The following is a 22607-nucleotide window of genomic DNA, read 5'->3' on the forward strand; positions in this document are numbered from 1 at the left end:
AACGCCCGGTTACATTCCGAACCCGGAAGCTAAGCCTCATAGCGCCGATGGTACTGCAGGGGGGACCCTGTGGGAGAGTAGGACGCCGCCGAACTAATTGTAGAGAAAACCCCCGCACCATTCGGTGCGGGGGTTTTCTGCGTTCTGGGCCTTTATGACGGGCTCACCAGTTTCGTGTCGTACGCCAGGATGACCGCCTGCACCCTGTCCCTCGCTCCCGTCTTCGCGAGAATGCGGCCCACATGCGTCTTCACCGTGGATTCCGCGAGATGCAGGCGCGAGGCGATCTCCGTGTTCGTCCAGCCCTGGCCGATCACCGTCAGGATTTCGCGTTCGCGGTCGGTGAGGGAGCTCAGGCGCGGGTCGTTCGCCGGGCCCGCCGGCGTGGAGCCGGTCGTCGGCAGCTGGTCCGCGTACGCGTCGAGGAGCCGGCGGGTCAGGCTCGGGGCCACCACCGCGTCGCCCGAGGCGACCGCGCGTATCCCGGAGAGGAGTTCCTCAGGCAGCGCGTCCTTGATGAGGAAACCGGACGCGCCCGCGCGCAGCCCCGCGTACGCGTACTCGTCGAGGTCGAACGTCGTGAGGATCAGGACGCGCGTGCGGGCGCCCGCCGCGACGATGCGGCGCGTGGCCTCTATACCGTCCAGGCCCGGCATGCGGATGTCCATCAGGACGACGTCCGGGTGGAGTTCGGCCGTCATGCGGACCGCTTCGCTGCCGTTGCCGGCCTCTCCCGCCACCGTCATATCGTCCTGGCTCTCCAGGAGCATGCGGAAACCGAAGCGCTGCATGGGCTGGTCGTCGACGATGAGCACGGTCGTCACGGTGTTTCGCTGTCCTTCGGGAGGTGGAGACGGACCCGCCAGCCGCCCGGCGGGTGAGGCAGCGGCCCCGCCTCAAGTGTGCCGTCGTACAAGGCCGTTCGCTCGCGCATTCCGGTCAGGCCGCGGCCGCCCCCGGCGTGAGGGCTGCCGCCCGCCCCCGCGCCCAGCCCCGTGTCCGTGACCTCGACCGTCACACCCCCATCGGCATAGATGACGTCGACCGTGGCCGTCGCGTCGGGGCCGGCGTGCTTGAGGGTGTTGGTGAGGGCTTCCTGGACCACTCGGTAGACGGTGAGTTGGCGGCCCGCGGGGACCGCGTCCGCGCGGCCGTGCACGGTGCTGCGCACCGGGAGGCCCGCGGCGCGTACGCCGTCGATGAGCCGGGCCAGGTCGGTGAGGGCGGGCTGCGGGGCGAGCTCGGCCGTGGCGGGGGCGTCGTCGCGGAGGACGTCGTCGCGGAGGACGTCCAGGAGGCGGCGGAGTTCACCGAGGGCCTGGCGGCTGGTGGTGCCGATGGCTTCGAGGGCCTGGGCCGCGCGCTCGGGGGACTTGGCGGCGGCGTACGAACCGCCGTCCGCGAGGCCCGTGATGACGGAGAGGTTGTGGCCGATGATGTCGTGCATCTCGCGCGCGATGCGGGTGCGTTCGGCGGCGGCGGCGAGCTGGGCCTGCTGGTCGCGCTCGACCTCCAGCTGGCGGGCGCGCTCGACGAGGGCCCGGGTGTAATCCTGCCGGGAGCGCACCGCGATGCCGAGGAGAGCGACCAGGGCGTACGCCCATACGTACGGGATGATCTGCTGGTTCCAACTGTCCTCCGGGTAGCGGAAGGCGCCCACGACGAGCGGTGCCGTCATCATGAGGCCCGCCCTGCCGAGCGTCTTCAGCGGCAGCCGCATCGCGATGCTGAACAGGACGATCATCTGGATCAGCGAGGCCTGAAGCATCGCGCCGGTCCAGCTGCTGACCAGGCTCGCGGCCACCATGACGGTGAGGACCGCCATCGGATGGCGGCGGCGCCACAGCAGCGGCAGCGAAAGCGCGGTGCTGAGCAGGAAGACGAGCGGGCCCGGCACGTCCGTGTCGGGCGCGGTGTTGCGCCAGCCGCCTGCGGCGTCCACGAGGGCCGCGACCACGAAGAAGCCGGTGACCAGCAGATCCCAGACCAGCGAGTGGCGCCTGTCGAAGGCGCGCACCCGCTGCGTCGCCCGCTGGAGGAGCCGGGTGAGGGGATGCGGCGCGGTGAGCGGCTCGGTGTGCGGCACGGTGAGTGGCTCGGTCACGGCCTCATCCTCGTACAACAGGGGTTCGTACGAAGGTCATACGTCGCGTCGCTTGAGCAGGACGGATGCCGTGGCGATGACCGCAGCCGACCAGAGAGCGAGGGTGACCAGGGCCGTGCCCGGCGCGATGGTGTTCTCGACCCGCGCCACCGAGCCGAGGGCGCTCGCGGCCTGCGCGGGGAAGTACTTCATGGCGGTGTCCACGGCGCTGAACGGCACCATCGTCAGGACCTCGGGCAGGATCAGGACCGCGCAGACGAACGCGCCGATCGCACCGGGCACCGAGCGGAACAGGGCGCCGAGGCCGAGTGCGACGAGGCTGAGCAGGGTGAGAGCCGCGGCGCTGGACGCGAGGGCGCCGAGCACGCCGGAGTCGGTGAGGGCGAGCTCCTTGTCGGTGCCGGAGAGCCAGATCTGGGCGGCGAGGAACGTGACGACGTTCGTCACGAAGCACACCGTGAACGCGACGGCCGTGAAGAGGCCGGCCTTGGACCACAGGACCGGCAGGCGGCTCGGGACGGCCGCGAGCGATGCGCGGATCAGGCCCGTCGAGTACTCGCCCGCCGTGACGAGGATGCCGAGGACGGCGAGGCATATCTGGGAGAGCTGGGTGCCGAAGAGGGTGAACACGACGGTGTCGATCTCGGCGTCGTCGCCGTCATAGGTGGCGCCCATCGTGATGCCGACGGCGATGACGAGGGCGCACCCGGTGAGCAGCGTGATCCAGGTGGAGCGGACCGTCCACAGCTTGTGCCACTCGGAGCGGACGATTCCTTTCGCGGTGAGGGCGCTCATGCCGCCGCTCCTTCCGGTCGACGGGAGGCATGTGGGCTGGGGTCCGTCGGGGTGACGTATTCGACCGAGTCCCGGGTGAGGTCCATGAAGGCCTGTTCCAACGAGGCCTCCTGCGGGGTGAGTTCGAAGAGAGGGATGCCGTGCGCGGCGGCGGTGCGGCCGATGTGTTCGGCGTCCGTGCCGCGTACGTCGAGGGCGCCGGGCGCGTCGGCGGAGATCCGCACGCCCGGGCCCGCGAGGAGTTCGGCCAGCCGGCCGGCCTCGGGGCTGACGACCTTGACGGCGCCGGTGCCCGACTCGCGTACGAAGCGTTCGACGGTGGTGTCGGCGAGGAGCCTGCCGCGGCCGATGATGACGAGGTGCTCGGCGGTCAACGCCATCTCGCTCATCAGGTGGGAGGAGACGAGGACCGTACGGCCCTCGGCGGCAAGGGACTTGAGAAGGGTGCGGATCCACAGGACGCCCTCGGGGTCGAGGCCGTTGACCGGCTCGTCGAGGATGACCGTGGCCGGGTCGCCGAGGAGGGCCGCGGCGATGCCCAGGCGCTGGCCCATGCCGAGCGAGAAGCCCTTGACGCGCTTGCGGGCGACTTCGTGGATTCCGGCCAGCTCCAGGACGGTGTCGACGCGGCTTTTCGGGATGGAGTGGGTGTGGGCGAGCGCCATGAGGTGGTGGTGGGCGGAGCGGCCCGGGTGGACGGAGCGTGCTTCGAGGAGGGCGCCCACTTCGTGGAGGGGCGCGGGGTGGGCGGCGTAGGCACGGTCGCCGATGGTGGCGTGGCCGCGGGTCGGGGTGTCGAGGCCGAGAAGCATCCGCATGGTGGTGGACTTGCCCGCGCCGTTGGGGCCGAGGAAGCCGGTGACGGTGCCCGGGTGGACCTCGAAGCTGAGGTCGTCGACGGCCTTCTTGGCGGGCCTGCCGCCATAGTGTTTGGTGAGTCCGTATGCCCTGATCATGTCTTCGATGCTGCCGTTCACGGGGGCGCGGATCGTCGGACCGGGGGCGGGGAGAGCGGGCCGGGGGTAGTACCCGGGTACGACGGCGACCCCGAGGGAACCCCGGGGCAGCGAGGCCGCGGGACCGCCGCTTTAGGATCACCGCATGGAACAGGAGTGCGTGTACGTCGTACGAGCCGCCCGTGCCGAAGAGTGGCCGCAGGTCAGGGAGTTGCGGCTGGCGGCGCTGCGGGACCCGGCGGCGCCGGTCGCCTTTCTGGAGACGTACGAGGACGCCGCCGCGAAACCGGACGCGTTCTGGCAGGAGCGGGCGGAGGGCGCCGCGCGCGGGGAGCGCGTGCGGCAGTTCGTGGCGGAGGGGCCGCACGGCGAATGGGCGGGCTCGGTGACCGTGCTGGTCGAGGAGGCCGGGGCGGACGACGTCTTCGGCGGGTCGGTCGAGCGGCGGCAGGCGCATCTCGTGGCGGTCTTCGTGCGGCCCGAGCACCGGGGGCGCGGGCGCGGGGTGACGGACGCGCTGTTCGAGGCGGCTGTCGGGTGGGCGTGGTCGCTGGAAGGGGTCGACCGGGTGCGGCTGTATGTCCATGAGGACAATCCGCGGGCGCAGGCGTTCTACCGGCGGTTCGGTTTCGTACGCAGCGGAGGGGTCGTCCCGGTGCCGGGCGACCCCTCTTCGCGGGAGTTCGAGCTGGTGCTGACGCGGCCTTGAGGGGCACGCGACGCAGGACAGGATCTAGTAGGGGTTCTCCGTGCGGGCCGTCCGCAGGGCCTTCGCCCACCAGGCCAGCTGGTCCAGCATCACCTTGGCGGCGCCGACCGGGCCGTCCTCCGCGTACGCCGGGCCGCCCTCCTCGAAGTGGTCCCAGGCGTTGTGGAAGCTGACGACCTCGCGGACGGTCGCGCAGTGCAGCTCGGCGAAGACGAGGCGGAGCTGTTCCACGGCGCGCAGGCCCCCGCCGTGGCCACCGTACGAGACGAAGGCGACCGGCTTGGCCTCCCACTCGGTGCGGTGCAGGTCGATGAAGTGCTTCAGGGCCGCAGGGAAGCTGTGGTTGTACTCCGGGGTGATCACCACGTACGCGTCGGCGGCGTCGACCCGCTCGGCGAGGGCGGTGAGGGCGGGGGTGCGCTCGGTGCCCCAGTCAGGGTGGGCCGACGGCAGCTCCAGGTCGGCGACGTCGATGACGTCCAGGGTGAAGCCGGTGTGCCGTCCGGCGATGGCGGTGAACCAGGCGCCGACGGTGGGCCCGAAGCGGCCGTCACGGGTGGAGCCGACGATGACGGCGAGGCGGAGGGGAGCGTTGGACATGGGGTACTCCTTGACGTGATGGGGATGGTGATGGGGTTCGAACGCTGGGGTGCCGGGGGTGCTTCAGCGCGCCTGGGCCGCAGTGGCCTCGGGCAGGCCAGGTGACGTGCGGGCCAGGCTTTCCGCTTCCGTCGTACGCGGTCGCAGCAACTGGCGGACCAGGAACGCGAGTCCGGCGACGAAGCCCGCCACGGCCCACAGGGTGATCCGCCAGGCCTCGGTGAACGGGCCGGCGTGCCCTCCCGCGCCGGCCGTGACGCGCCCCGCGAGCTCCGCCGAGCCGACCCGGGACTCCACCAGGCCGAGCAGCAGCGCGCCGAAGAGGGTGAGCATGACGGCGCCCGTGCCGCCCCGGACGGTGTTGAGGAAGCCCGATGCCATGCCGACCTTCGCGGGCTCGACCATGCCGAGCGCCTGGGCGTCGATGATGCCGAGGGACAGGCCCTGGCCGACGCCGACGGTCAGCAGGGGTCCGGCGAGCGCGGCCGTGGAGATGCCGGGGTGGAGAGTGGTCAGCCAGGCGTTGCCCGCGGCGATCAGGAGCAGCGAGAGGACGAGCAGGTGGCGGGCGGGGGCGCCGCGGTTGACCAGGCGGGCGCCGAGCGGGGGCAGGGCGAGGACGGGCACGGTCATCAGGAGCAGGACCAGGCCCGCCTCGCGCGCCGAGGTGCCGCTGGTGCCCTGGAGGTAGGTGGGCAGGAAGACGAGGATGCCGGTGGTGCCCGCGCCGAGCCCGAAGGAGCCGAGGGACCAGCCGAGGAACGCGGGGTCGCGGGCCAGGGAGAGGTCGAGGACGGGCTGCCCGCCGGTCGCTGCGAGGCGCTTCTCGACGCGTACGAAGGCGGTCAGGAGCGCCAGGCCCACGGCGAGCGGCAGCAGCGTACTCCCTGAAGCCCAGCCGGACTTGGAGCCCTGCGTGACGGCGAACAGGGTCAGGGAGAGGCCGCCGATGAAGGTCGCTGCGCCCGCCTTGTCGACGCGCGGCGGGGCGTCGGCGCGGGACTCGGCGAGGAAGCGGGTGCCGGTGAGGATGAGGGCGCCCGCGGTGGCGAAGGCGAGGAACGTGGTGCGCCAGCCGAGACCGTCCACCAGCCAGCCGGAGAAGGTGGGGCCGATGGCGAGGCCGACGCCCGCCGTGGTGCCGAGGGCGGCGAACACCCTGGTCCGCGCGGGCCCGGTGAACGTGGCGGCGAGCAGGGAGCCGCCGCTCGCCATGACGCCCGCGGCGCCCACGCCCGAGAGCAGGCGGGCGGCGTCCAGGAGCAGGATGTGGTGGGCGGAGGCGGAGGCCAGGGTGCCGGCCGAGTAGAGGGCGGCGCCCGCGGTGAGGACGCGGCGGCGGCCGAAGATGTCGCCGAGCGAGCCGGCGACGAGCATGACGGAGGAGGCGGCGAGGAAGTACCCGACGACCACCCACTGGAGAGCCGCACCCGACGCGTCGAGGTCGGAGCCGATGCGGGGCAGGGCCACGGTGGTGCCGGACATCGCCATCGGCAGGGTGAACATGCCGAGGAGGACGACGAGAAGGGTCAGGGCGGGGCGGCCCCTGCCGTCGGGGCGCGGGTGCGGGGCCTGCGGGGCGGTCTCGGTGGGCATGCGAGTAAAGTACAACGTGCGTTGTAGTTATTACAACGGTCATTGTAATTCTTCTGGGAGAGGTGAGATGGCGAGCGGTACGGAACAGGGCCCGGGGGAGCAGAAGCCCCTGCGCAAAGGGATGCTGGAGAAGCGCCGGGCCATTACGGGCGGCGCCCGGACCGTCTTCGGCCGCGAGGGCTACACGCGCGCGAGCATCGACGCCATCGCCGCCGAGGCCGGCGTCTCCACGCGCACGATCTACAACCACTTCGGCGACAAGGAAGGTCTCTTCCGCGCCGTCCTGCTGGAGAGCGCGGAGTCGGTGACGGCGGCGACGGAGGCCCTCTTCGAGCGGCATCTGCGCAAGGTCCGCGACATCGAGGAGGACCTCCTCGACCTCGCCCGCGACTGGGTCGGCCAGAGCGAGGCGCACCCCGGGCACTTCTCCGTCGTACGCCAGATCATCCCGGAGGGCGGGCGGCTGCCCGCGGACGTCCTGGAGGAGTGGCAGCGGGTCGGGCCCCGGGCGTCCCAGGAGGCGCTGGCGCGCTGGATGCTGGAGCTGGGGCGGCAGGGAAAGATCGCCGTCGACGAGTCGAACGCCCGCAAGGCGGCACGGCACTTCGCGCTCATGGTGGGCGGCGGCGTGACCGCCGAGTCGTACTTCGGCGCGCTGCCGCTGGAGAAGGCCGAGATCGAGGAGATCGTGCGGGACGGGGTGGAGATCTTCCTGCGGTTGTACGGAGTGGAGGGCTCCTAGCGGATCCAGGGGACCTCTCCTGGATCCAGGGAACCTCTCGTGGATCCAGGGCGCTCCTAAAGGTCGGGTTCCGCGCGGGCGATGAGGTAGCCGAGCTGTGCCCGGGACTGTGAGCCCAAGTCCCGGGCCAGCGCGGCCACATGGCCCGCCACCGTACGCCGCGACACCCCGAGGCGGCGTGCGATCGCGTCGTCCGTGAGGCCCGAGACCAGCAGCTTCATGACCGCGCGGCGGACCTCGTCGACGATCAGCGGCTCCCGTACGCGGGCGGCGGCCGGCTCGGCGACCGGCCTGGCCCGCTCCCACGTGTCGTCGAAGACCGCGGCGAGGTGCGCGACGACGGCGGGCTGCCGGATCTCCACGACGCCCTGGTCGACGAGGTAGGCGACGCTGCGGTCGCACAGGAGCAGGCGGCCGGTCAGCTGCTGCAGGGTGCGCACGCTGCCGCCCGCTCGCTCGATGTCCTGGATCCGCCGCCGCTGCGCGGCGTGCGTACGGGCCGCGTGCGGGAAGAGGGCGCGATGCGTGACGCCGGCCGGGACCGGGGTCCCGCCGGTCGGCTGGACGGCCATGAGCTCCGAGCGGCAGCCCCGCACGGCCTGCTCCAGGAGTACGGGGACGGCGTCCGCGCCGTCGACCACTGTCAGCCAGTCCTGGGACTCACGCCGGGCCGCCCGGTAGATCGCGTGGACCGGCGAGAAGCCGGCACTGATCGAGCGCAGCCGGTCCTGCTGCGCGTCGAGCAACTCCCGAACGGGCTGGAGCAGTTCGGACTCCGCGACGTTGGGCGACACGGGCACGAGGACGTCCGGGTCGTCCGGCGGTGGCGTCAGCAGACCGAGGTGTACGAGGCAGTGGGGCGCCGTCACCCGCGGCAAGCAGCCCTTGACCACGGCGGCCCGGTAGCGGCTCAGCCCCTCGGCGCAGGGGGCCCGAGCGGTGTCGGTGCACCGGCAGCCGGCTTCCGGACCCTGTGCGTCATCGTGCATCGCACGATTATGCACCGCCATTTCCCAGGTTGGAGTGGTTCCTCGCTGTGAGACTTGCGAGCAGGAGCCCGCATGGGCTTGGGAATCAAAGGAAGTAAGGGAGCGTGGTTCCTATGGATCTCGCCGGAAGCACCGTCGTCATCACCGGCGCGGGCAGCGGTATCGGCCTTGCCACCGCCGAACTCGTCGCGCGGCGCGGCGCACGCGTCGTCCTCACCGACCGCAGCGCGGACGTGGTGCGCCCGCACGCCGAGCGCATCGCCAAACTGACCGGTGCGAAGGCCGAGTTCCGCGCGCTCGATGTCACCGACGGCGACGCGGTCGAGGAGGTCATGGCGTCGGTCGGCACCATCGACCACCTCTTCACCTGCGCGTCCGGCAGCGTCGTCGCGCCCTTCGAAGAGCTCACCGAGGCTGAGATCCGGCAGTTCTTCGAGGTTAAGTGGTGGGGGCAGTACCGGTGCCTGCGGGCGGCGCTGCCGTACATGCCGAGGGGGCGGGCGGCGGATTCCGGTCCGGGGTCGAAGTCGGGGACGGATTCGGGGTCGACGTCGGGGTCGGTCACGCTCGTCTCCGGATACCTCTACCGGAAGGCCGACCCGGGCTACTTCGCCTTCGCCGCCGTCAACGGAGCGGTCGAGGCCGCCGTGAAGTCCCTCGCCATGGAGCTCGCGCCGCTCCGCGTCAACGCGGTCGCGCCCGGGCCCACCGACACGCACGCCCACCTGATGAGCCCCGCCGAACACCGCGCCTACCGCGAGGAGATCGCGGGACGCCTGCCGGTGGGGCGCCCCGGCACGGCGGAGGAGGTCGCGCACGCGGCGGCGTACCTGATGGAGAACTCGTTCACCACGGGGACGACGCTCGATGTGGACGGCGGGAAGCGGTGAGGCGCCCGTGACGGGCGGCCTACTGGACCGGCAGCTCGCTGTCCGGCCAGCGCGCTCTGCCCTGCTCCCGCGACCGGAGCAGAGCCAGGGTCGGCAGACCCCGGTCCGCCCCGGTGGAGAGCAGCTCCGGCAGCTGGGGCAGCGGAGCCACCGCGGCGACGTCGTCCAGGACGAGCGTCATTGGTGGGTCGAGCCGACCGGAGGATGACCGTGCGGCCATGCGCCGGCCGTGCTCGACCACGCTGGAGGCGAGTGCCGTCAACAGGGGCATGGCACCCGGGCCCTGGCGGGACTTGGGATCCTCGATCGCCTCACCCACCACAAAAAGCGTGCCCCCTTCATCGACGAAGGAATCCAGCGAGAGCGCATCAGTTCGGTTTGGTGTGCAGGATTCGCGCAAATGGACGGTGAAGAGCGCGGAGAGGGCCCGGGCGGTCAATTCCTGGGCGATGTCGCGGCGTTCGGGGTGCGCGGTGAGGGCGGCCTCCAGCTCACCGGCGGTGCCGGACGCGGCCTTGGGGTGGGTACGGAGGATGCGTACCGCCTCCTGGACCTGCGTGCCCTGCGCCCAGCGGTGCACGATCTTCATCGGCTTGTCGGCCACCGCGGCGGCGTGCAGGAAGCTGCGCATCAGCGTCTGAGCCGTGTCCGCGACGGCGGCGTCCAGCTTCGCGGCCGGCCTTATCGGGGCGAGGAGCGCGGTGGCGCGGTCGTTCGCCGTCGCCTTGTCCCGGCAGCCGGAGAGGGGGGACCAGTGGAGGCGGGCCGGGGTGTCGCAGAGGTGGGAGGGGTCGTAGAGCAGGACGGGCCCGAGCTTGGCCCGGGCGTCCTTCGTCTCGGCCCACAGGGTGGGGTCGGAGGTCAGGACCAGGGCCGCGCCCTCGGCATCCCGGACGGCCTGCACGGCGAGGGGGCGGCGGGTCGTGGGGCTGCCCAGGAAGAGAGGGGTACGGGGGGTGGGGGCGGGGGGCGGCACCGGAGGCACCGGGGCGATGTTCTCCGCGCCTCCGGCGCGGGGTGCCTCGTGCTCCGCGCCCGGCGCCGGGGTGCTGTTCACCGCGCCCGGCGCCGGGGTGTTGTTTGTCGCGCCCGGGACCGGGGTGCTGTGTTCCGCGCCTCCGGCGCGGGTTTCCCACCCACCCGCCCTCTCTGCCTCCGGCTCCGCGCCTCCGGCATCCGGCCCGGCCGCCGCCCCCGCCGCACCCCGCTGCGCCCTCCGTACCGCCCGCCACCGCGTCACCGTCCCCAGCACGAAGACTGTCAGCACGATGAGGACCAGCAGCTGGCCGATGAACAGGCCCCAGAGCAGGCCGTAGCCCGAGAGCTGGTCCGGTGGGGTCTCGGGCCAGGCGCCCGCGACGTCCTGGGGGTCACCGATCAGATGGCGTACCGCCGGAGGCGTATGGCCGAAGGAGACACCCTCCGGCCAGGAGCCGTGCGCGAAGCGGCCCGCGAGATTCGTGGCCGACCACACGAGCACCGTGGCGCCGATCAGCAGCCCGAGGAAGCCCACCAACAGGCCGTCCGGAACGCCCCGTTCGGGGCGTCTGCGACGGTCCTCCCACTCATCCCGCATGCTGCTCCATGTACGCCGCCCGCTGCTCCGCCTCCAGCTCGGCCGCCCGCAGCGCGTCGTCGGCCGGCGTGTCGTCGGAGAGGTCGGCCGACGATTCGGTCATGGCGCGGTCGGTGAAGACCAGCGGCCGTTCCGTCTCGGTGATCAGGTGTTTGACGACCTGGACGTTGCCGTTGACGTCCCAGACCGCGATGCCCGGCGTGAGGGTGGGGATGATCTCCACCGCCCACCTGGGCAGCCCGAGGACCCGGCCCGTCGCCCGCGCTTCGTCGGCCTTCTGGGCGTAGATGGTCCGCGTGGAGGCCATCTTCAGGATCGCCGCGGCCTCCTTCGCCGCCGCGCCGTCCACCACGTCGCTCAGGTGGTGCACCACCGCCACGAACGACAGACCGAGCCGCCGCCCGAACTTCAGCAGCCGCTGGAACAGCTGCGCCACGAAGGGCGAGTTGATGATGTGCCACGCCTCCTCCACCAGGAAGATGCGCTTCTTGCGGTCGGGCCGGATCCACGTGTGCTCGAGCCAGACGCCGACGATCGCCATCAGGATCGGCATGGCGATGGAGTTCCGGTCGATGTGGGAGAGGTCGAAGACGGTCAGGGGCGCGTCGAGGTCGACGCCGACCGTCGTCGGACCGTCGAACATGCCCCGCAGGTCACCGTCGACCAGCCGGTCCAGGACCAGCGCCACGTCCAGGCCCCACGCCCGCACGTCGTCTATGGCGACGTTCATCGCCTCGGCGGACTCCGGCTCCGGGTGGCGCAGCTGCTCGACGATGTCGGTGAGCACCGGCTGCCGGTCGACGATCGTCTCGTTCACGTACGCGTGCGCGACCTTGAGCGCGAAGCCCGACCGCTCGTCGAGCCCGTGCCCCATCGCGACCTCGATGATGGTCCTGAGCAGCGCGAGCTGACCCGTGGTCGTGATCGCCGGGTCGAGCGGGTTCAGCCGGATCCCCATGTCGAGGGCCGCGGTCGGGTCGAGCCGGATGGGAGTTATCCCCAGCTCCTGTGCGATGAGGTTCCACTCGCCGACGCCGTCCTCGCCCTGCGCGTCGAGGACGACGACCTGGCGGTCCTTGAAGCGCAGCTGGCGCAGGACGTACGTCTTCTCCAGCGCCGACTTGCCGTTGCCGGACTCGCCGAGCACCAGCCAATGCGGAGCCGGCAGCTGCTGCCCGTACAACTGGAAGGGGTCGTAGATGTACCCCTTGCCGGAGTACACCTCACGCCCGATGATCACGCCCGAGTCGCCGAGACCCGGCGCGGCCGTCGGGAGGTAGACCGCCTGGGCCTGCCCCGTCGACGTGCGCACCGGAAGCCTGGTCGTCTCCACCTTCCCGAAGAGGAAGGAGGTGAAGGCGTCCGTGAGGACGGTCAGCGGATCCCGCATCACAACAGCCTGCCTCTACGTCGATACCGTCTAGCGCAATTGCGCGCTCGCACTTGTGCGCTCTAGCGTCGGATGCCGGTCGCGAACGGCAGCGTGTTGACGAAGGCCCTGTGGTGCTCGCGGTCGCACCACTCCAGCTTGAGATACGACTTGCCGGCGGAGGCGCGGATGGTGCGCTTGTCGCGCGCCAGTGCCTCCGGGGAACGGGACGAGACCGTGATGTACCCGACGAGGTTCACGCCCGCCGCGCCGCTCGCCAGGTCCTCGCCGCGCTGGTCGAGGCGGGAGTGCGAGGCGATGTCGCGGGGGTCGACCGTGCGGTTCATCTTGGCCTGGCGGCTCGCCTCGGCCTCGTCGTTGGTCTTCTCGGTCAGCATCCGCTCGATGGCGACCTCGGTGGGTTCGAGGTCCATCGTCACGGCCACCGTGCGGATGACGTCCGGGGTGTGGACGAGCAGCGGCGCGAGGAAGTTGACGCCGACGGGTGTCATCGGCCACTCCTTCACCCAGGCTGTGGCGTGGCACCAGGGGGCGCGGGTGGAGGATTCGCGGGTCTTCGCCTGGAGGTAGGTGGCCTCCATGGCGTCGAGCTCGGCGGGCCAGGCGTTGCGCTTCGTCATCGCCTGGATGTGGTCGATGGGGTGGTCGGGGTCGTACATGGAGTGCACGAGGGAAGCGAGCCGGCCCTGGCCGAGCGGCTGCCTGACCCGGATGTCGGCCTCCTGGAGCCGCGAGCAGATGTCGGTCAGCTCGCGGGCCATGACGACGGCGAGACCGGCGTCCTTGTCGAGCTTCCTGCCGCCGACCGGGCGGGCCGCGCGGGCCATCGCCTGCGCCTCGGCGGCCAGGTCGCGGGAGTAGTGCATGCAGGCGACGAGGTAGGCGCGGTGCTGCTCGCTGCTGGTCGACACCATCGACTGCAGCTGGTCGTACGACTGCTTGAGCCAGGGCAGCGCACGGTCGTCGCCGCGCTGGCTGACGTCCTTGGCGTGCGCGTCCGGGTCGGCGGGCAGCGTACGGGCGAGCATCTGGAGGCGGGTGACGAACCCGTCGCCGTTCGCGACGTGCTTGAGCAGCGTCCCGAACCGGTCGACGAGGGCCTCCTGGTCCTCGGAGTCGCGCAGGCCCACGCCGGGGCCCTCGATCTCGATGGCGGCGGTGACGGTGCGCCGGTCCGCGTGGAGCAGCACGGCGATCTCGTCCGGGCCGAAGGGCGCGGCCAGCCAGCTGATGCGGCCGATGCCGGGCGGCGGCCCGACCTCGACCTCCCTGCCGTCCAGCCGGATGCCCGCCTCGGGCGCGCCGGAGCGGTAGGCGGTGCCGCGCTTCAGGGAACGCTTGTAACTGCGGTTGATCTCGAACCACTTGTAGAACGTCCGGCCCTTGTACGGGACGTACACCGCCGCGATGGCGAGCATCGGGAGGCCGGTGAGCAGCACGATGCGCAGGGAGAGGACGGGGACGAGGAGTCCGCACATCATGCCGAGGAACGCCCCCACGATGATGAGGGCGATCTCCCCCGTCTCGCGGTTCTTGCCGACGATCGCGTTCGGCCGGGCACGGCCGATCAGATATGTGCGGCGGGGCGCGACCGGCTGGGACACGTGGGACTGGGTCGTCAACGCCCTTCACCTCCCGTGCGATTGGTACTGCTGTTGCTGATGTTGCGGGACCCGCCGCGGTTGCCCGCGTGCGGCGTGTTCGTCGCGCTGCTGCTGCGTGGCGCGGGGGCGGCGGAGGGGACGGATCCGCCGCCGTTGGAGGAACCGCCGCCGTGGCCGGAGCCGCGGCTGCTGTGGGCGGCGACGCCGCTGCTGGCGGGGTTGGCGGGCCGCGCCTGGCTGTTGCCTCCCGCTCCGCCTCCGCCGTTTCCGTTGCCGCGGGCACTGTGGGTCTTGATGCCCTGCGAGACGAGGGAGGCGGGGGAGCTGATCACGGCGGCGGCCTTGTTCTCGGCGCCGCGCATGATGCGGTTGTTGCGGGAGCCCGCGATCTCGTCGCCGAAGCCCGGGACGAAGCGGTAGATCATGGCGCTCGCGAAGATGGCGAGCAGGATGATCGACAGCCCGGAGACGACCGCGGAGAAGGAGTCGGGCCCGTCCTCGGCGGAGAGCGCCCCGGCGAGCCCGAGCACGATGACGATGATCGGTTTGACCAGGATCACCGCGATCATGATGCCCGCCCAGCGGCGGACGTGGGACCACAGGTTCTTGTCGACGAGGCCGGCGTACACGACGGTGCCGAGGAGCGCTCCTACGTAGAGGAGCGCCGCCCTGATCACGAGCTCCAGCCAGAGGACGCCCGCGGCGAGGATCGACACGAGCGAGACGACGATCAGCATGATCGGGCCGCCGCCGATGTCCTCGCCCTTCTTCAGCGCACCGGAGAAGTTCCCGAAGAAGGTGTCCGTCTCACCACCCGTCGCCTTCGCGATCACGTCCGTGACGCCGTCCGTCGCCGAGACGACGGTGTACAGGATCAGGGGCGTGAAGGCGGAGGCGAGCACGGTGAGCCACAGGAACCCGATGGCCTCGGAGATCGCGGTGGTCAACGGCACCCCGCGCACGGCGCGCTTGGCTACCGCGAGCAGCCACAGGAGCAGCGTCAGGATGGTCGACGCGGCGAACACGACGGCGTACTGCTGGAGGAACGTGGGGTTCGTGAAGTCGATGTTCGCCGTCTCCTTCACGGCGTCGGACAGCTTGTCGACGGTCCAGGACGCGGCTTCGGCACAGCCCTTGGCCAGGGAGCTGAGGGGGTCGGGGGAGTCGCCGAAGGGGCTGTCGGCGGGGTATTTGTCTTCGCCGCTGCTGTCTTCGGCGTTTTGGCCTTTTTCGCAGTATTTTTTGGCGGGGCCGGCGATCAGACTGCACGGGTCGTCCGGATCCTTAGGCTCCGGAGCAGCGAAGGCGCGCGTGCTCAGCAGGACCACTGCTGTCTGTGTGGCCGCGACGACAGCGGTTAGTCGTAGTGCGCGGCGTGGACTACCGGGCATACGTGAACCCTCCGAACTCCTTGACCGCCTTGCCGATCTCCTCGGCTCCGGAGATGGGGTTGTCGCCGCTCACTGGGGTGGGGCCGGCCTTCTGATGGGACTCGACAACCTTCCAGTCGCCGTTGCTCCAGGCCAGGTCCATGGTCACGGTGAACCAGCTGCCCGTGACGGGATTGGTGGTGTTCTCGCCGGTGAGCCCGAACAGCCCGCTGCACCAGACCTCGACAGTGGCGCTGCCGTTGCTGAAGTCCTTGACCTTGGTTCCTGCGGGCAGCGTGCGGTTCACGAATGTGCTGCCCGCCGGCGCGCTGCCGTCCTCCTTCAGCCCGATCCTCTTCAGGAAGGATTGCGAGTAATCGGCATCGAAACCGCGCTGCAGCTTGTCCAGTGAGCCGGGAGTAGCGATGGCCTTCACGATCTCGTGCCGCCGCGGAGTGTTGAACATGCCGTCGGAACCCAGCGCGGCCGCGTAGTTCGCCGCCGCGCTCTGGGCACCCTGCTCCGTCTTCGCGAACCCCGACGGGATCCCCCCGTCCTTGCCCCCGACCGGCTTCTCCCCCGTAGGGGCGGTCGCCGCCGCGTCCGGCTTCTTCGCTTCCGTGCCCGTCGAAGACGTCTCGTCCCCTCCCCGGTTCGCGAAGGCGATCGCCGCGATCAGGAGGACCACGACGCCCACGACCGTGACGAGGCTGCGCGGGGACGTCCGCCCCGGCCGGGTGGACCTGCGCGCCCCGTAGACGTCGTCGCCCCCGCCCTCCCCCTCGGGAAGCCGTGTCCGGGTCTCTCCCGAGCCGCCGAAGAGGCCGTCGTCCCGCTCGTCGTCGAGGCTCATGCCGAGTACGCCCCCTCAACCTCTCGCTGGACCGTCACGTAGGACACGTATGACGGTAGCCCTGCTGGTTCCCGCGCGGGCGCGGTGTGGTGACTCGACATCAGGGAGTTGCTACCTCAGCCGGTGGGCACGACGGACGGGTGGGGGAGAAGGGGGACAGGGAGAGGGGGACGGGTGGGGGAGAAGGGGGACGTGGGGGAGGGGACGTGGGAGGGAACGGCGGAGGCCGGAGCGTGGGACCGCTAGACCGCCATGCCGTAGACGATCGTGAACAGTGTGCCCAGCGATCCGATGATGAAGACGCCGGTCAGACCCGCGATGATCAGACCCTTGCCCTGCTCGGCGCTGAACGTGTCGCGCAGCGCCGTCGCGCCGATGCGCTGCTTCGCCGCGCCCCAGATCGCAATGCCGAGACAGAGGAGGATGGCGATCGCCATCACGACCTCGATCATCACGCGTGCTTCGTTGCCCAGGCTCCCGAAGGGACCCCAGTCGGGGGCGATCCCGCCGATGATGGTGGTGATATCGCCCTTTTCGGCTGCCATAAGCATGTGTAACTCACCGCCCCTAGTGGGTTGTTCTGCCACCTCTGCCCACCTCGGTGCAGAGGACAGCTCATTGTCGCCGACAATCGGGCCAGCGCATGTCGCCTTGGCGCCATTCGTTGGCCGACTTCGTACGGTTCCTCGGACGCGAGGTCTGGTGACTCTGTGTATCACGCGGTACGACGCCGGGCAATGACGGCCCGGCGTGCCCCTGACCAGGTGTTAAGTAAGCCCGAGCCCGGCGGTGCCGCGGGTCACGAAGGAGCAGTCGGTGTAGCGGTAGGCGGTGCTGAGCTTCGCACCGTCGGCTCGATTGCGTACGGTGGCCCGCTTGTAGAGGAAGTGGTACTCGCCTGCGGGCAGCCGGAGCGTGGTCTTGGGGTACTTCCCGACGCCGGCCCGGCAGGCGGCGTCGCCCTGGGACTTGGTGGCGTAGACGCGGCACGACGGGCAGTCCTTGAGCTTGACGGTGCCGGTGGTGGGTCCGGTGTAGAGGACTTCGAGATCGCCGGGGCCGAGGTTGGCGACGACCAGCTCGACCGTGCCGCCGCCGCCGGATGAGCGGGCCGGGGGGAGGCCGCGGCCCGCGCTCGGGCGCTCGGCGGCGATCTCCGCGCGGACGGCGATGTCCTTGGCGCGGTCCCGCTTGGCGTTGCCGGGGTACTGCCGGGCGAAGTCGTTCAGGGTCTTGGCGGCCTGCGCGAAGTCGGCGTCCTTGAACTCGTCCACACCGCAGGCGTAGACGCCGCGTTCCACGGCGCGGTCGGTGGCGGCGCGCAGCGGCCCGGCGTCGACCTCGTCGCCGGGCAGGGCGTCGGCGGTCGCACCGAGGGCGCGGAGCGCGACGACGTCGGCGCAGGGGTCGGCTCCCTTGAGCGCGGCCGACCGGGTGTCGATGGCGGCGCGCAGGGCGGGCTCGACCTTCGCGGCTTGGTCCGACTCGGGGAACGTACGAAGGAGTTCGCTCAGCGGGTCGTTCGCTTCGGCCTTGCCGAGCGCGGCGGCCCCGCACTCGTACAGCGAGGTGGCGAGGCGGTCGTCGGGCCAGCCGGCGAGGGACCCGAGACGGTCCTTGCCGGCGGCGCCGAGGGTGCCGGGGACGGTCCGCAGGTGCTTGAGCGGGGTTACGGCGTCGCAGTACCGCTCGGCGGCGTAGGGGGCGGCGACGGATTTGTAGTACGCGTCGAGGCTGTCGGGCAGGCGGTCCGCGGCCCGCGATCCCCCGTGGTCCTCGGCGAGACCGCGATAGATCCCGAGGGCTCTCCTGTACTGCTCCTCCGTCGCGCCGCCGAAGGGGCGGCCGTCGAGGCCCGCGACGATGCGGTCGGCGCTGTCGAGGCGGTCGAGCAGCATCTCCTCGACCGCCTCGTCGTGCGCGGCCTCGTACGCGAAGGCGCCACCGGCGGGTACGGCCAGCAGGACGACGCCCAGCCCGAGGGCGAGGGGCGCCCGCAGTGGCCTCCTGCCGTACCCGGCGGCGCCTTCGCGCACCGCACGACGCGCCCCGTCGACCGCCACGATCACCAGGAAGACCACGTACCCGATCACGACGGCGCCGGGGACGCCGTCCACGTCGGCGGGCAGCGCCACGAACAGCAGCACGCCGGTCGCGGCCCAGCAGACCGCGGCTGGCAGCCACCGCCGCAACAGGACGTACCCGAGACCGAGACCGCTGAGGTTGAGGAGGGCTGTGGAGAGGGGGTGGAGGGGGTTGGGGGGTGGCGGTGGATTCGTGGTGGGTGGGGCTGCGGGGGGTGGCGGGGCCATGGGCGGGGGTGGCGGGGGTGGCGGCGGTGGGATCGCGGGTGGCGGCCCGAACTGCCCTCCCGGCGGCGCTCCCTCCGAGCCCCCGCGCGGGGTGCCGGCCACTCCACCGTCGTCGCCCGGTACCGCGTCGTACTGATCCCCAGGTTGCATCTTCGGCTCCCCCCAGCCGCCGCATGCAGGGCGATGTATTACGCCCAATTCCCTCACGGTCGGGGAAAGTCGGACACCCGTCAACCGCGCGGGGGCCGACTGCCACCGTCCGCTTCGGCGAGCGCCTTCATTTCGAGGAGGGGGTCCTCGAAGCTGACGTTCTCGGCGATCTGGTGGAGCAGGCTCCGGTACTCGGCGCGCCGACGTACGGCGGTGGTGCCGAGCGTCAGTACCACCAGGCGCTTGCCGTCCGGGTGCGGGAGATGGGCGAAGACCTGGAGCACGGGGTCTTGGGGGAGGCCGGAGTCGGCGTTCGGGGTGCGGACGGTCTCGCTGAAGGACGCCGGGCCGCAGGGCAGTTCGAAATACTCGATGTGCGTGTGGCCCTCGGCACCCGCGACGGCCCGGGCGGCGGTGACGGCGGGGGTGGCGGGGGCGATGTCCCGCCACGACACGGTGAAGAGGGAGAACAGAAACCCGCCACCGGCCTCGCTGCCCTCGCCGGGGGCGGAGATGTCGTCGCGGTGCAGGCCGATCGCGCACCGGGTGGTGCCTACCTCGGCCAGAGCGGCCAGCAGGTGCTGCCCCTGCCCGAGGTGAGCCAGGAACCGCTGGCGGGCGAGGTCGTCGTTGAGGGAGTCCAGGACAGGGGCGAGTGCCTCGCGCAGAGCCTCGGCTCCCGGGGAGCCCGGCGGATTCAGCAACGTACGGAAGGGGATCGTGGTGAAGCCCTCGGGCTGGGCGAACCACATGTCGGCTTCAGGGTTGTGCGCCGACTCGTCGAGAATGAACCTGATGGTCACAGGGTCTTCGCCTTCGGCCTGCGCGGGTCGACGTAGGGGGCGAATCCGGCCTGACGGCCGAGGTGCACGTCCTCGGGGGTGGCACCCCACTCGGTGGTGAGGGCGTGCTCGGCGCCGGCAAGACGCTGCCTGAGGAGCTTGAAGCGGCGGGGCGCCTGACCGCTCGGTGTCGGCGCGGCGAGGATGCCGATCATGCGGGGGTCACCGGCGAACCAGATCGTCTCGATCTGGGCCTTCAGCTCCTGCTTGGCGCGGGGCGCCATCCGGCGGTGCCACCAGCCCACCCTGAGGTGGTTGGAGATGACGAGTGGGAGTTGCTGCTCGGGGTGGGCGGGGTTGGGGAACTCGAACCAACCGTACTGATCACCCTGAATATCGGGATAGGTGTCCAGGCCGTGCGGAACTCCTTGGAGCACCTGCCACGGATAGGTGCGCAAGACGCGGAGCTTGCGCACGGCGATGGGGAAGTAGCCGAATACCTGGACGAACAGTCGCCAACTGCCGTAGATGGTGTAAGGGATAAAGATCCATAGCACCCAGTCACTCTCGGTGGAGAGCCCGAGGAGGGCGATCCAGACGCCGATCCACCCGATGAGTCCGGCCACGTTCTTGACCATGAGCAGGAACCAGGCACGACGGGTCGGCGGATGCTGCCACGCAGTGGGGTGGTCGGCAGGGTTCATGGGGGCGCTTCTTTCTCCAGGGAAGGGTTAAGAGAAGGCGAAACGTGCGATGGTCGGAATGCCCGGCACGTCGAGCAGTAGACGCCCTCCGTCAACCTTGGTCGATGCCTCGGCCCTGCCTTCGTCATCGTCGATGAGTCCGTAGCCGGCGGTCCCCGCACCGAGAGCTCCTGAAGTGGCGGCCACGTTGGTAGCTGCCACGTCGCTGGTGACGAATGCATTGATCAAAGGGTTTCCCAGCTGGGCGATGTCCTTGCCCGCATCCAGGGTGTGTGTGCCGTAGGTGGCCAGCTTCTGCCCGAGATTCAAGGTCTCAGTTCCTGCCCGCACCGCCTGAGTGGCAGTGCGACCACCCTTCACGACGGCCCCGAGTCCGGGCACCACTCCTACGGCGTCGGCTCCGACCGAAACGAGATTACCGAAGAAGTCGGAGTCGAACTCGCCCTTGGTGAACCCGTCCCACAAGGACGCCCGCACGGTCGGCTCCGAGAACCGGAGTCCCAGCGCCACACCGCTCGTGGCCGACGCCGCCAGCATCAGCGCAGCCGCCACCCCGAGCCCCAACGGACCGGTGGCGATGATCGCTGCCAAAGCGAGAACCCCGGCCACCGCACTGAGAATGTCCGGCAGATTCTCCTTGACCCACTCGCACGCCTTCTCGAACCAGCCCGGCTCATGCGGTGCCAGCTTGTCCGTCGCGTCGCGGATCTTTTCCGCGCGGTACTTCGACCGCTGCTCGTGCTCGCTCTGGAGACTCCGCGCTCTGCCCAGAATCCGGTCGAGCTCTGCCTGTGCGTCCTCGACCTTTCCGTCGGCGAGCTTCAGGGCCTTCTTCGCGTCGTCCTGATGCTTGCCCTTCTTGTCCAGGTCGGGGTCGGCGCCGGCGGTCTCGGCGTGTCCCTTCGCCGCCTTCAGGGCCTCCCGGGCGTCCTTGGCCTTCCCGTTCAGCTCCCTCGCGCGGCGCTGGAAGTCGTCGAGGTCGCGTTCCCAGCGCTCCAGCTGCTTTGCGGCCTTTTCGATGGAGTGGGCGGCGTTCTTGAGGTTCAAGGAGAGGGGTCCCTCGTCGATGGCCTCGCGGAACGCAACCGCCGCGTCCCCTTCCCAGTAACTGCCGTCCATCAGCTTGGTGACCACCTTGCGGGTGTCACGGAGGACGGTGACGCAGCCGGTCAGCTTCTTGTGTAAGTCCTTTACGGTGTCGCAGTCGCCGGGGGTGGGGTCGAAGCCGAGGTCCGGGTAGTTCGCGGCGCTCGTCACTTCGGGATCTCCACGATGTCGTCCCTGGTCTTCCCGGCCTTGTTCATGGCTTTCGTCAGCGCCTTTTCGACTTCCATGAAGGCGTTCTTGTTCTGCTCGATGATTTTGGAGAGATCCTCCGTCTGTTCACCGATCTGCTCCGCGCCGTATTTCCAGTCCTCCTGGAAGTCCTCACAGGCCTTGTCGAGCTCGTCCGTCCCCAGCCCGCCGACCGTCGCGTCGGCCAGGGCGCCGCGCAGGCCCTTCAACGACGTGACGGACCCGTCGAGCAGCTTCATGAACTGTTCGAGTTCGACCGCGTCGACTCTGAGCTTCTCGGCCACTGCTGTCCCCGCCTTCGGTCGGTCCCCTGTCGTCCCGGGCTCGACGTCCATCGTGACGCCAGAGGCAGACGGGGAAAGGGACTTCGGCAGGATTCACACGCGTGAAGCAGCAGGAGCCGAGCGTTGCCCGGGCTTTTGGACTACGTCGGTGGGTCCATGCGGAGTGGAGCCCGGGACCGATGCCCTCGCCGGGCACGGGCGCTTAGCGTCCTGGGCATGAGAATCGGACTTGTGGGGACCGGACATGTGGCCCGTGCGCTGGGGGCCGGCTGGAGCAAGGCGGGGCACGACGTCGTACTGGGGTCCCGCTCGCCGGAGGAGCGGCGGGAGGCGGACGAGCTGAAGGGGTTCACGGTCGTCGGGGTCGGTGAGGCGGGCGCGCACGGTGAGGTGGTGGTCAACGCCACGCCCGGCACCGCGTCCGTGGACGTGCTCAGGGAGATCGACGCGGCCGATCTCGCCGGGAAGGTGCTGGTCGACATCGGCGTCGGCTTCACCGAGAACATGGACCTCTCGGACCCCAACTACAGCCTCGGCGAGAAGATCCAGGCGGCGTTCCCGGAAGTGCGGGTGGTCAAGACGCTCGCCACCGTGGACTCCGTCGTGATGACGGCCCCGGAGAGCCTGGAGGGGCCCGCCACGATCTTCCTGTCGGGCGACGACGACGCCGCCAAGGCGACGACGAAGGGGCTCCTCGCCGACCTGGGATGGCCCGATGCCTCCCAGTTGGACCTGGGAGGCATCGGGACCGCGCGCGGGCAGGAACACTTCGCGCTGCTGTTCATGGGCGTGGCCCGGGCGATCGGGTCGTACGAGTTCGGGATCAGGGTCGTACCGCAGCGAGCGGCCTCGTAGCAGGCGGCCTGGGAGCGGGCGGCCTCGTAGACGCGGTGTCGAGCGGGGCG

The 22607-nt window shown here is 70.6% G+C and carries 22 protein-coding genes and 1 rRNA gene; 5 read left to right on the top strand and 18 right to left on the bottom strand.

Translation table 11 applies throughout. From position 1 onward, the window contains the following. Positions 1 to 94 (top strand): 5S ribosomal RNA (gene rrf / locus ACH4D5_RS16210); the annotation flags it as partial. A gap of 58 nt (positions 95 to 152) precedes the next feature. Here the strand turns inward: rrf and ACH4D5_RS16215 are convergent. The 4 genes from ACH4D5_RS16215 to ACH4D5_RS16230 are packed head-to-tail and all read right to left on the bottom strand — an operon-like array spanning position 153 to position 3855. After that, positions 153 to 824, bottom strand: a complete 672-nt coding sequence (locus ACH4D5_RS16215) for a response regulator (RefSeq protein ID WP_398302661.1) — start codon at positions 822 to 824, stop codon at positions 153 to 155. Then, positions 821 to 2104, bottom strand: a complete 1284-nt coding sequence (locus ACH4D5_RS16220; protein WP_398302663.1) for a sensor histidine kinase — start codon at positions 2102 to 2104, stop codon at positions 821 to 823. Before ACH4D5_RS16220 ends, ACH4D5_RS16215 begins: the two co-directional genes overlap by 4 nt. Positions 2105 to 2140: 36 nt before the next feature. Further along, entirely contained in the window at positions 2141 to 2899 is a 759-nt protein-coding gene (locus ACH4D5_RS16225) for an ABC transporter permease (protein ID WP_398302665.1), read from the bottom strand. Next, positions 2896 to 3855: an ATP-binding cassette domain-containing protein gene (locus ACH4D5_RS16230; RefSeq protein ID WP_398302667.1), complete on the bottom strand. Its 960-nt coding sequence runs from the start codon at positions 3853 to 3855 to the stop codon at positions 2896 to 2898. Before ACH4D5_RS16230 ends, ACH4D5_RS16225 begins: the two co-directional genes overlap by 4 nt. Positions 3856 to 4000: 145 nt before the next feature. On the opposite strand from ACH4D5_RS16230, the gene ACH4D5_RS16235 reads away from it, so the two are divergent. Further along, a complete protein-coding gene (locus ACH4D5_RS16235; RefSeq protein WP_398302669.1) occupies positions 4001 to 4564 on the top strand; it encodes a GNAT family N-acetyltransferase in 564 nt (187 codons plus the stop codon). Positions 4565 to 4588: 24 nt separating this feature from the next. Here ACH4D5_RS16235 and ACH4D5_RS16240 read toward each other — a convergent pair whose 3' ends face one another. Beyond that, positions 4589 to 5164 carry an NADPH-dependent FMN reductase gene (locus tag ACH4D5_RS16240; RefSeq protein ID WP_398302671.1) on the bottom strand — a complete coding sequence of 192 codons (576 nt, stop codon included), beginning with the start codon at positions 5162 to 5164 and terminating at the stop codon, positions 4589 to 4591. Between the two features lie 63 nt (positions 5165 to 5227). Next, positions 5228 to 6760 (bottom strand): MFS transporter, encoded by a 1533-nt coding sequence (locus ACH4D5_RS16245; protein ID WP_398302673.1) that lies wholly within the window; start codon positions 6758 to 6760, stop codon positions 5228 to 5230. A 67-nt stretch (positions 6761 to 6827) separates the two neighbouring features. Between ACH4D5_RS16245 and ACH4D5_RS16250 the strand changes: the two genes are divergently transcribed. Continuing rightward, the gene (locus ACH4D5_RS16250; protein ID WP_398302675.1) at positions 6828 to 7502 is read left to right on the top strand and encodes a TetR/AcrR family transcriptional regulator; all 675 of its coding nucleotides are present in this window, start codon (positions 6828 to 6830) and stop codon (positions 7500 to 7502) included. Between the two features lie 56 nt (positions 7503 to 7558). Here the strand turns inward: ACH4D5_RS16250 and ACH4D5_RS16255 are convergent, their stop codons facing one another. Continuing rightward, on the bottom strand, positions 7559 to 8491 hold the full coding sequence (locus ACH4D5_RS16255; protein WP_398302677.1) for a LuxR C-terminal-related transcriptional regulator: 933 nt from the start codon (positions 8489 to 8491) through the stop codon (positions 7559 to 7561). Between the two features lie 113 nt (positions 8492 to 8604). On the opposite strand from ACH4D5_RS16255, the gene ACH4D5_RS16260 reads away from it, so the two are divergent. Beyond that, entirely contained in the window at positions 8605 to 9381 is a 777-nt protein-coding gene (locus ACH4D5_RS16260) for an SDR family NAD(P)-dependent oxidoreductase (RefSeq protein ID WP_398302679.1), read from the top strand. 19 nt (positions 9382 to 9400) lie between these two features. Here the strand turns inward: ACH4D5_RS16260 and ACH4D5_RS16265 are convergent, their stop codons facing one another. The 11 genes from ACH4D5_RS16265 to ACH4D5_RS16315 all read right to left on the bottom strand — a co-directional run bounded on the left by ACH4D5_RS16265 (position 9401) and on the right by ACH4D5_RS16315 (position 21753). Next, on the bottom strand, positions 9401 to 10957 hold the full coding sequence (locus tag ACH4D5_RS16265; protein WP_398302681.1) for a type IV secretory system conjugative DNA transfer family protein: 1557 nt from the start codon (positions 10955 to 10957) through the stop codon (positions 9401 to 9403). Next, positions 10947 to 12347: an ATP-binding protein gene (locus ACH4D5_RS16270; RefSeq protein WP_362993989.1), complete on the bottom strand. Its 1401-nt coding sequence runs from the start codon at positions 12345 to 12347 to the stop codon at positions 10947 to 10949. The genes ACH4D5_RS16265 and ACH4D5_RS16270 overlap by 11 nt, the downstream gene beginning before the upstream one ends. Positions 12348 to 12409: 62 nt before the next feature. Continuing rightward, on the bottom strand, positions 12410 to 13969 hold the full coding sequence (locus tag ACH4D5_RS16275; protein WP_398302683.1) for an SCO6880 family protein: 1560 nt from the start codon (positions 13967 to 13969) through the stop codon (positions 12410 to 12412). Further along, positions 13966 to 15342 (bottom strand): hypothetical protein, encoded by a 1377-nt coding sequence (locus ACH4D5_RS16280; protein WP_398302685.1) that lies wholly within the window; start codon positions 15340 to 15342, stop codon positions 13966 to 13968. Before ACH4D5_RS16280 ends, ACH4D5_RS16275 begins: the two co-directional genes overlap by 4 nt. Then, positions 15332 to 16174 carry a hypothetical protein gene (locus ACH4D5_RS16285; RefSeq protein WP_398302687.1) on the bottom strand — a complete coding sequence of 281 codons (843 nt, stop codon included), beginning with the start codon at positions 16172 to 16174 and terminating at the stop codon, positions 15332 to 15334. Before ACH4D5_RS16285 ends, ACH4D5_RS16280 begins: the two co-directional genes overlap by 11 nt. A 242-nt stretch (positions 16175 to 16416) precedes the next feature. Further along, positions 16417 to 16725, bottom strand: a complete 309-nt coding sequence (locus ACH4D5_RS16290) for a hypothetical protein (protein WP_055570172.1) — start codon at positions 16723 to 16725, stop codon at positions 16417 to 16419. Positions 16726 to 16941: 216 nt separating this feature from the next. Then, positions 16942 to 18486 carry a hypothetical protein gene (locus ACH4D5_RS16295; RefSeq protein WP_398302689.1) on the bottom strand — a complete coding sequence of 515 codons (1545 nt, stop codon included), beginning with the start codon at positions 18484 to 18486 and terminating at the stop codon, positions 16942 to 16944. A 230-nt stretch (positions 18487 to 18716) separates the two neighbouring features. Beyond that, complete coding sequence (locus ACH4D5_RS16300; RefSeq protein ID WP_398302691.1) at positions 18717 to 19439, bottom strand: hypothetical protein; 723 nt, start codon at positions 19437 to 19439, stop codon at positions 18717 to 18719. Next, complete coding sequence (locus ACH4D5_RS16305) at positions 19436 to 20122, bottom strand: hypothetical protein (protein ID WP_398302693.1); 687 nt, start codon at positions 20120 to 20122, stop codon at positions 19436 to 19438. Before ACH4D5_RS16305 ends, ACH4D5_RS16300 begins: the two co-directional genes overlap by 4 nt. 27 nt (positions 20123 to 20149) lie before the next feature. Next, positions 20150 to 21379 (bottom strand): PspA/IM30 family protein, encoded by a 1230-nt coding sequence (locus tag ACH4D5_RS16310; protein ID WP_398302694.1) that lies wholly within the window; start codon positions 21377 to 21379, stop codon positions 20150 to 20152. Then, complete coding sequence (locus tag ACH4D5_RS16315) at positions 21376 to 21753, bottom strand: hypothetical protein (RefSeq protein ID WP_398302696.1); 378 nt, start codon at positions 21751 to 21753, stop codon at positions 21376 to 21378. Before ACH4D5_RS16315 ends, ACH4D5_RS16310 begins: the two co-directional genes overlap by 4 nt. A gap of 165 nt (positions 21754 to 21918) precedes the next feature. Here ACH4D5_RS16315 and ACH4D5_RS16320 point away from each other — a divergent pair, with 165 nt between their 5' ends. After that, entirely contained in the window at positions 21919 to 22557 is a 639-nt protein-coding gene (locus ACH4D5_RS16320; protein WP_398302698.1) for an NADPH-dependent F420 reductase, read from the top strand. Positions 22558 to 22607 lie beyond the last annotated feature (50 nt).

This window comes from Streptomyces sp. NPDC018029 (assembly GCF_044327655.1).
Lineage (GTDB): Bacteria > Actinomycetota > Actinomycetes > Streptomycetales > Streptomycetaceae > Streptomyces.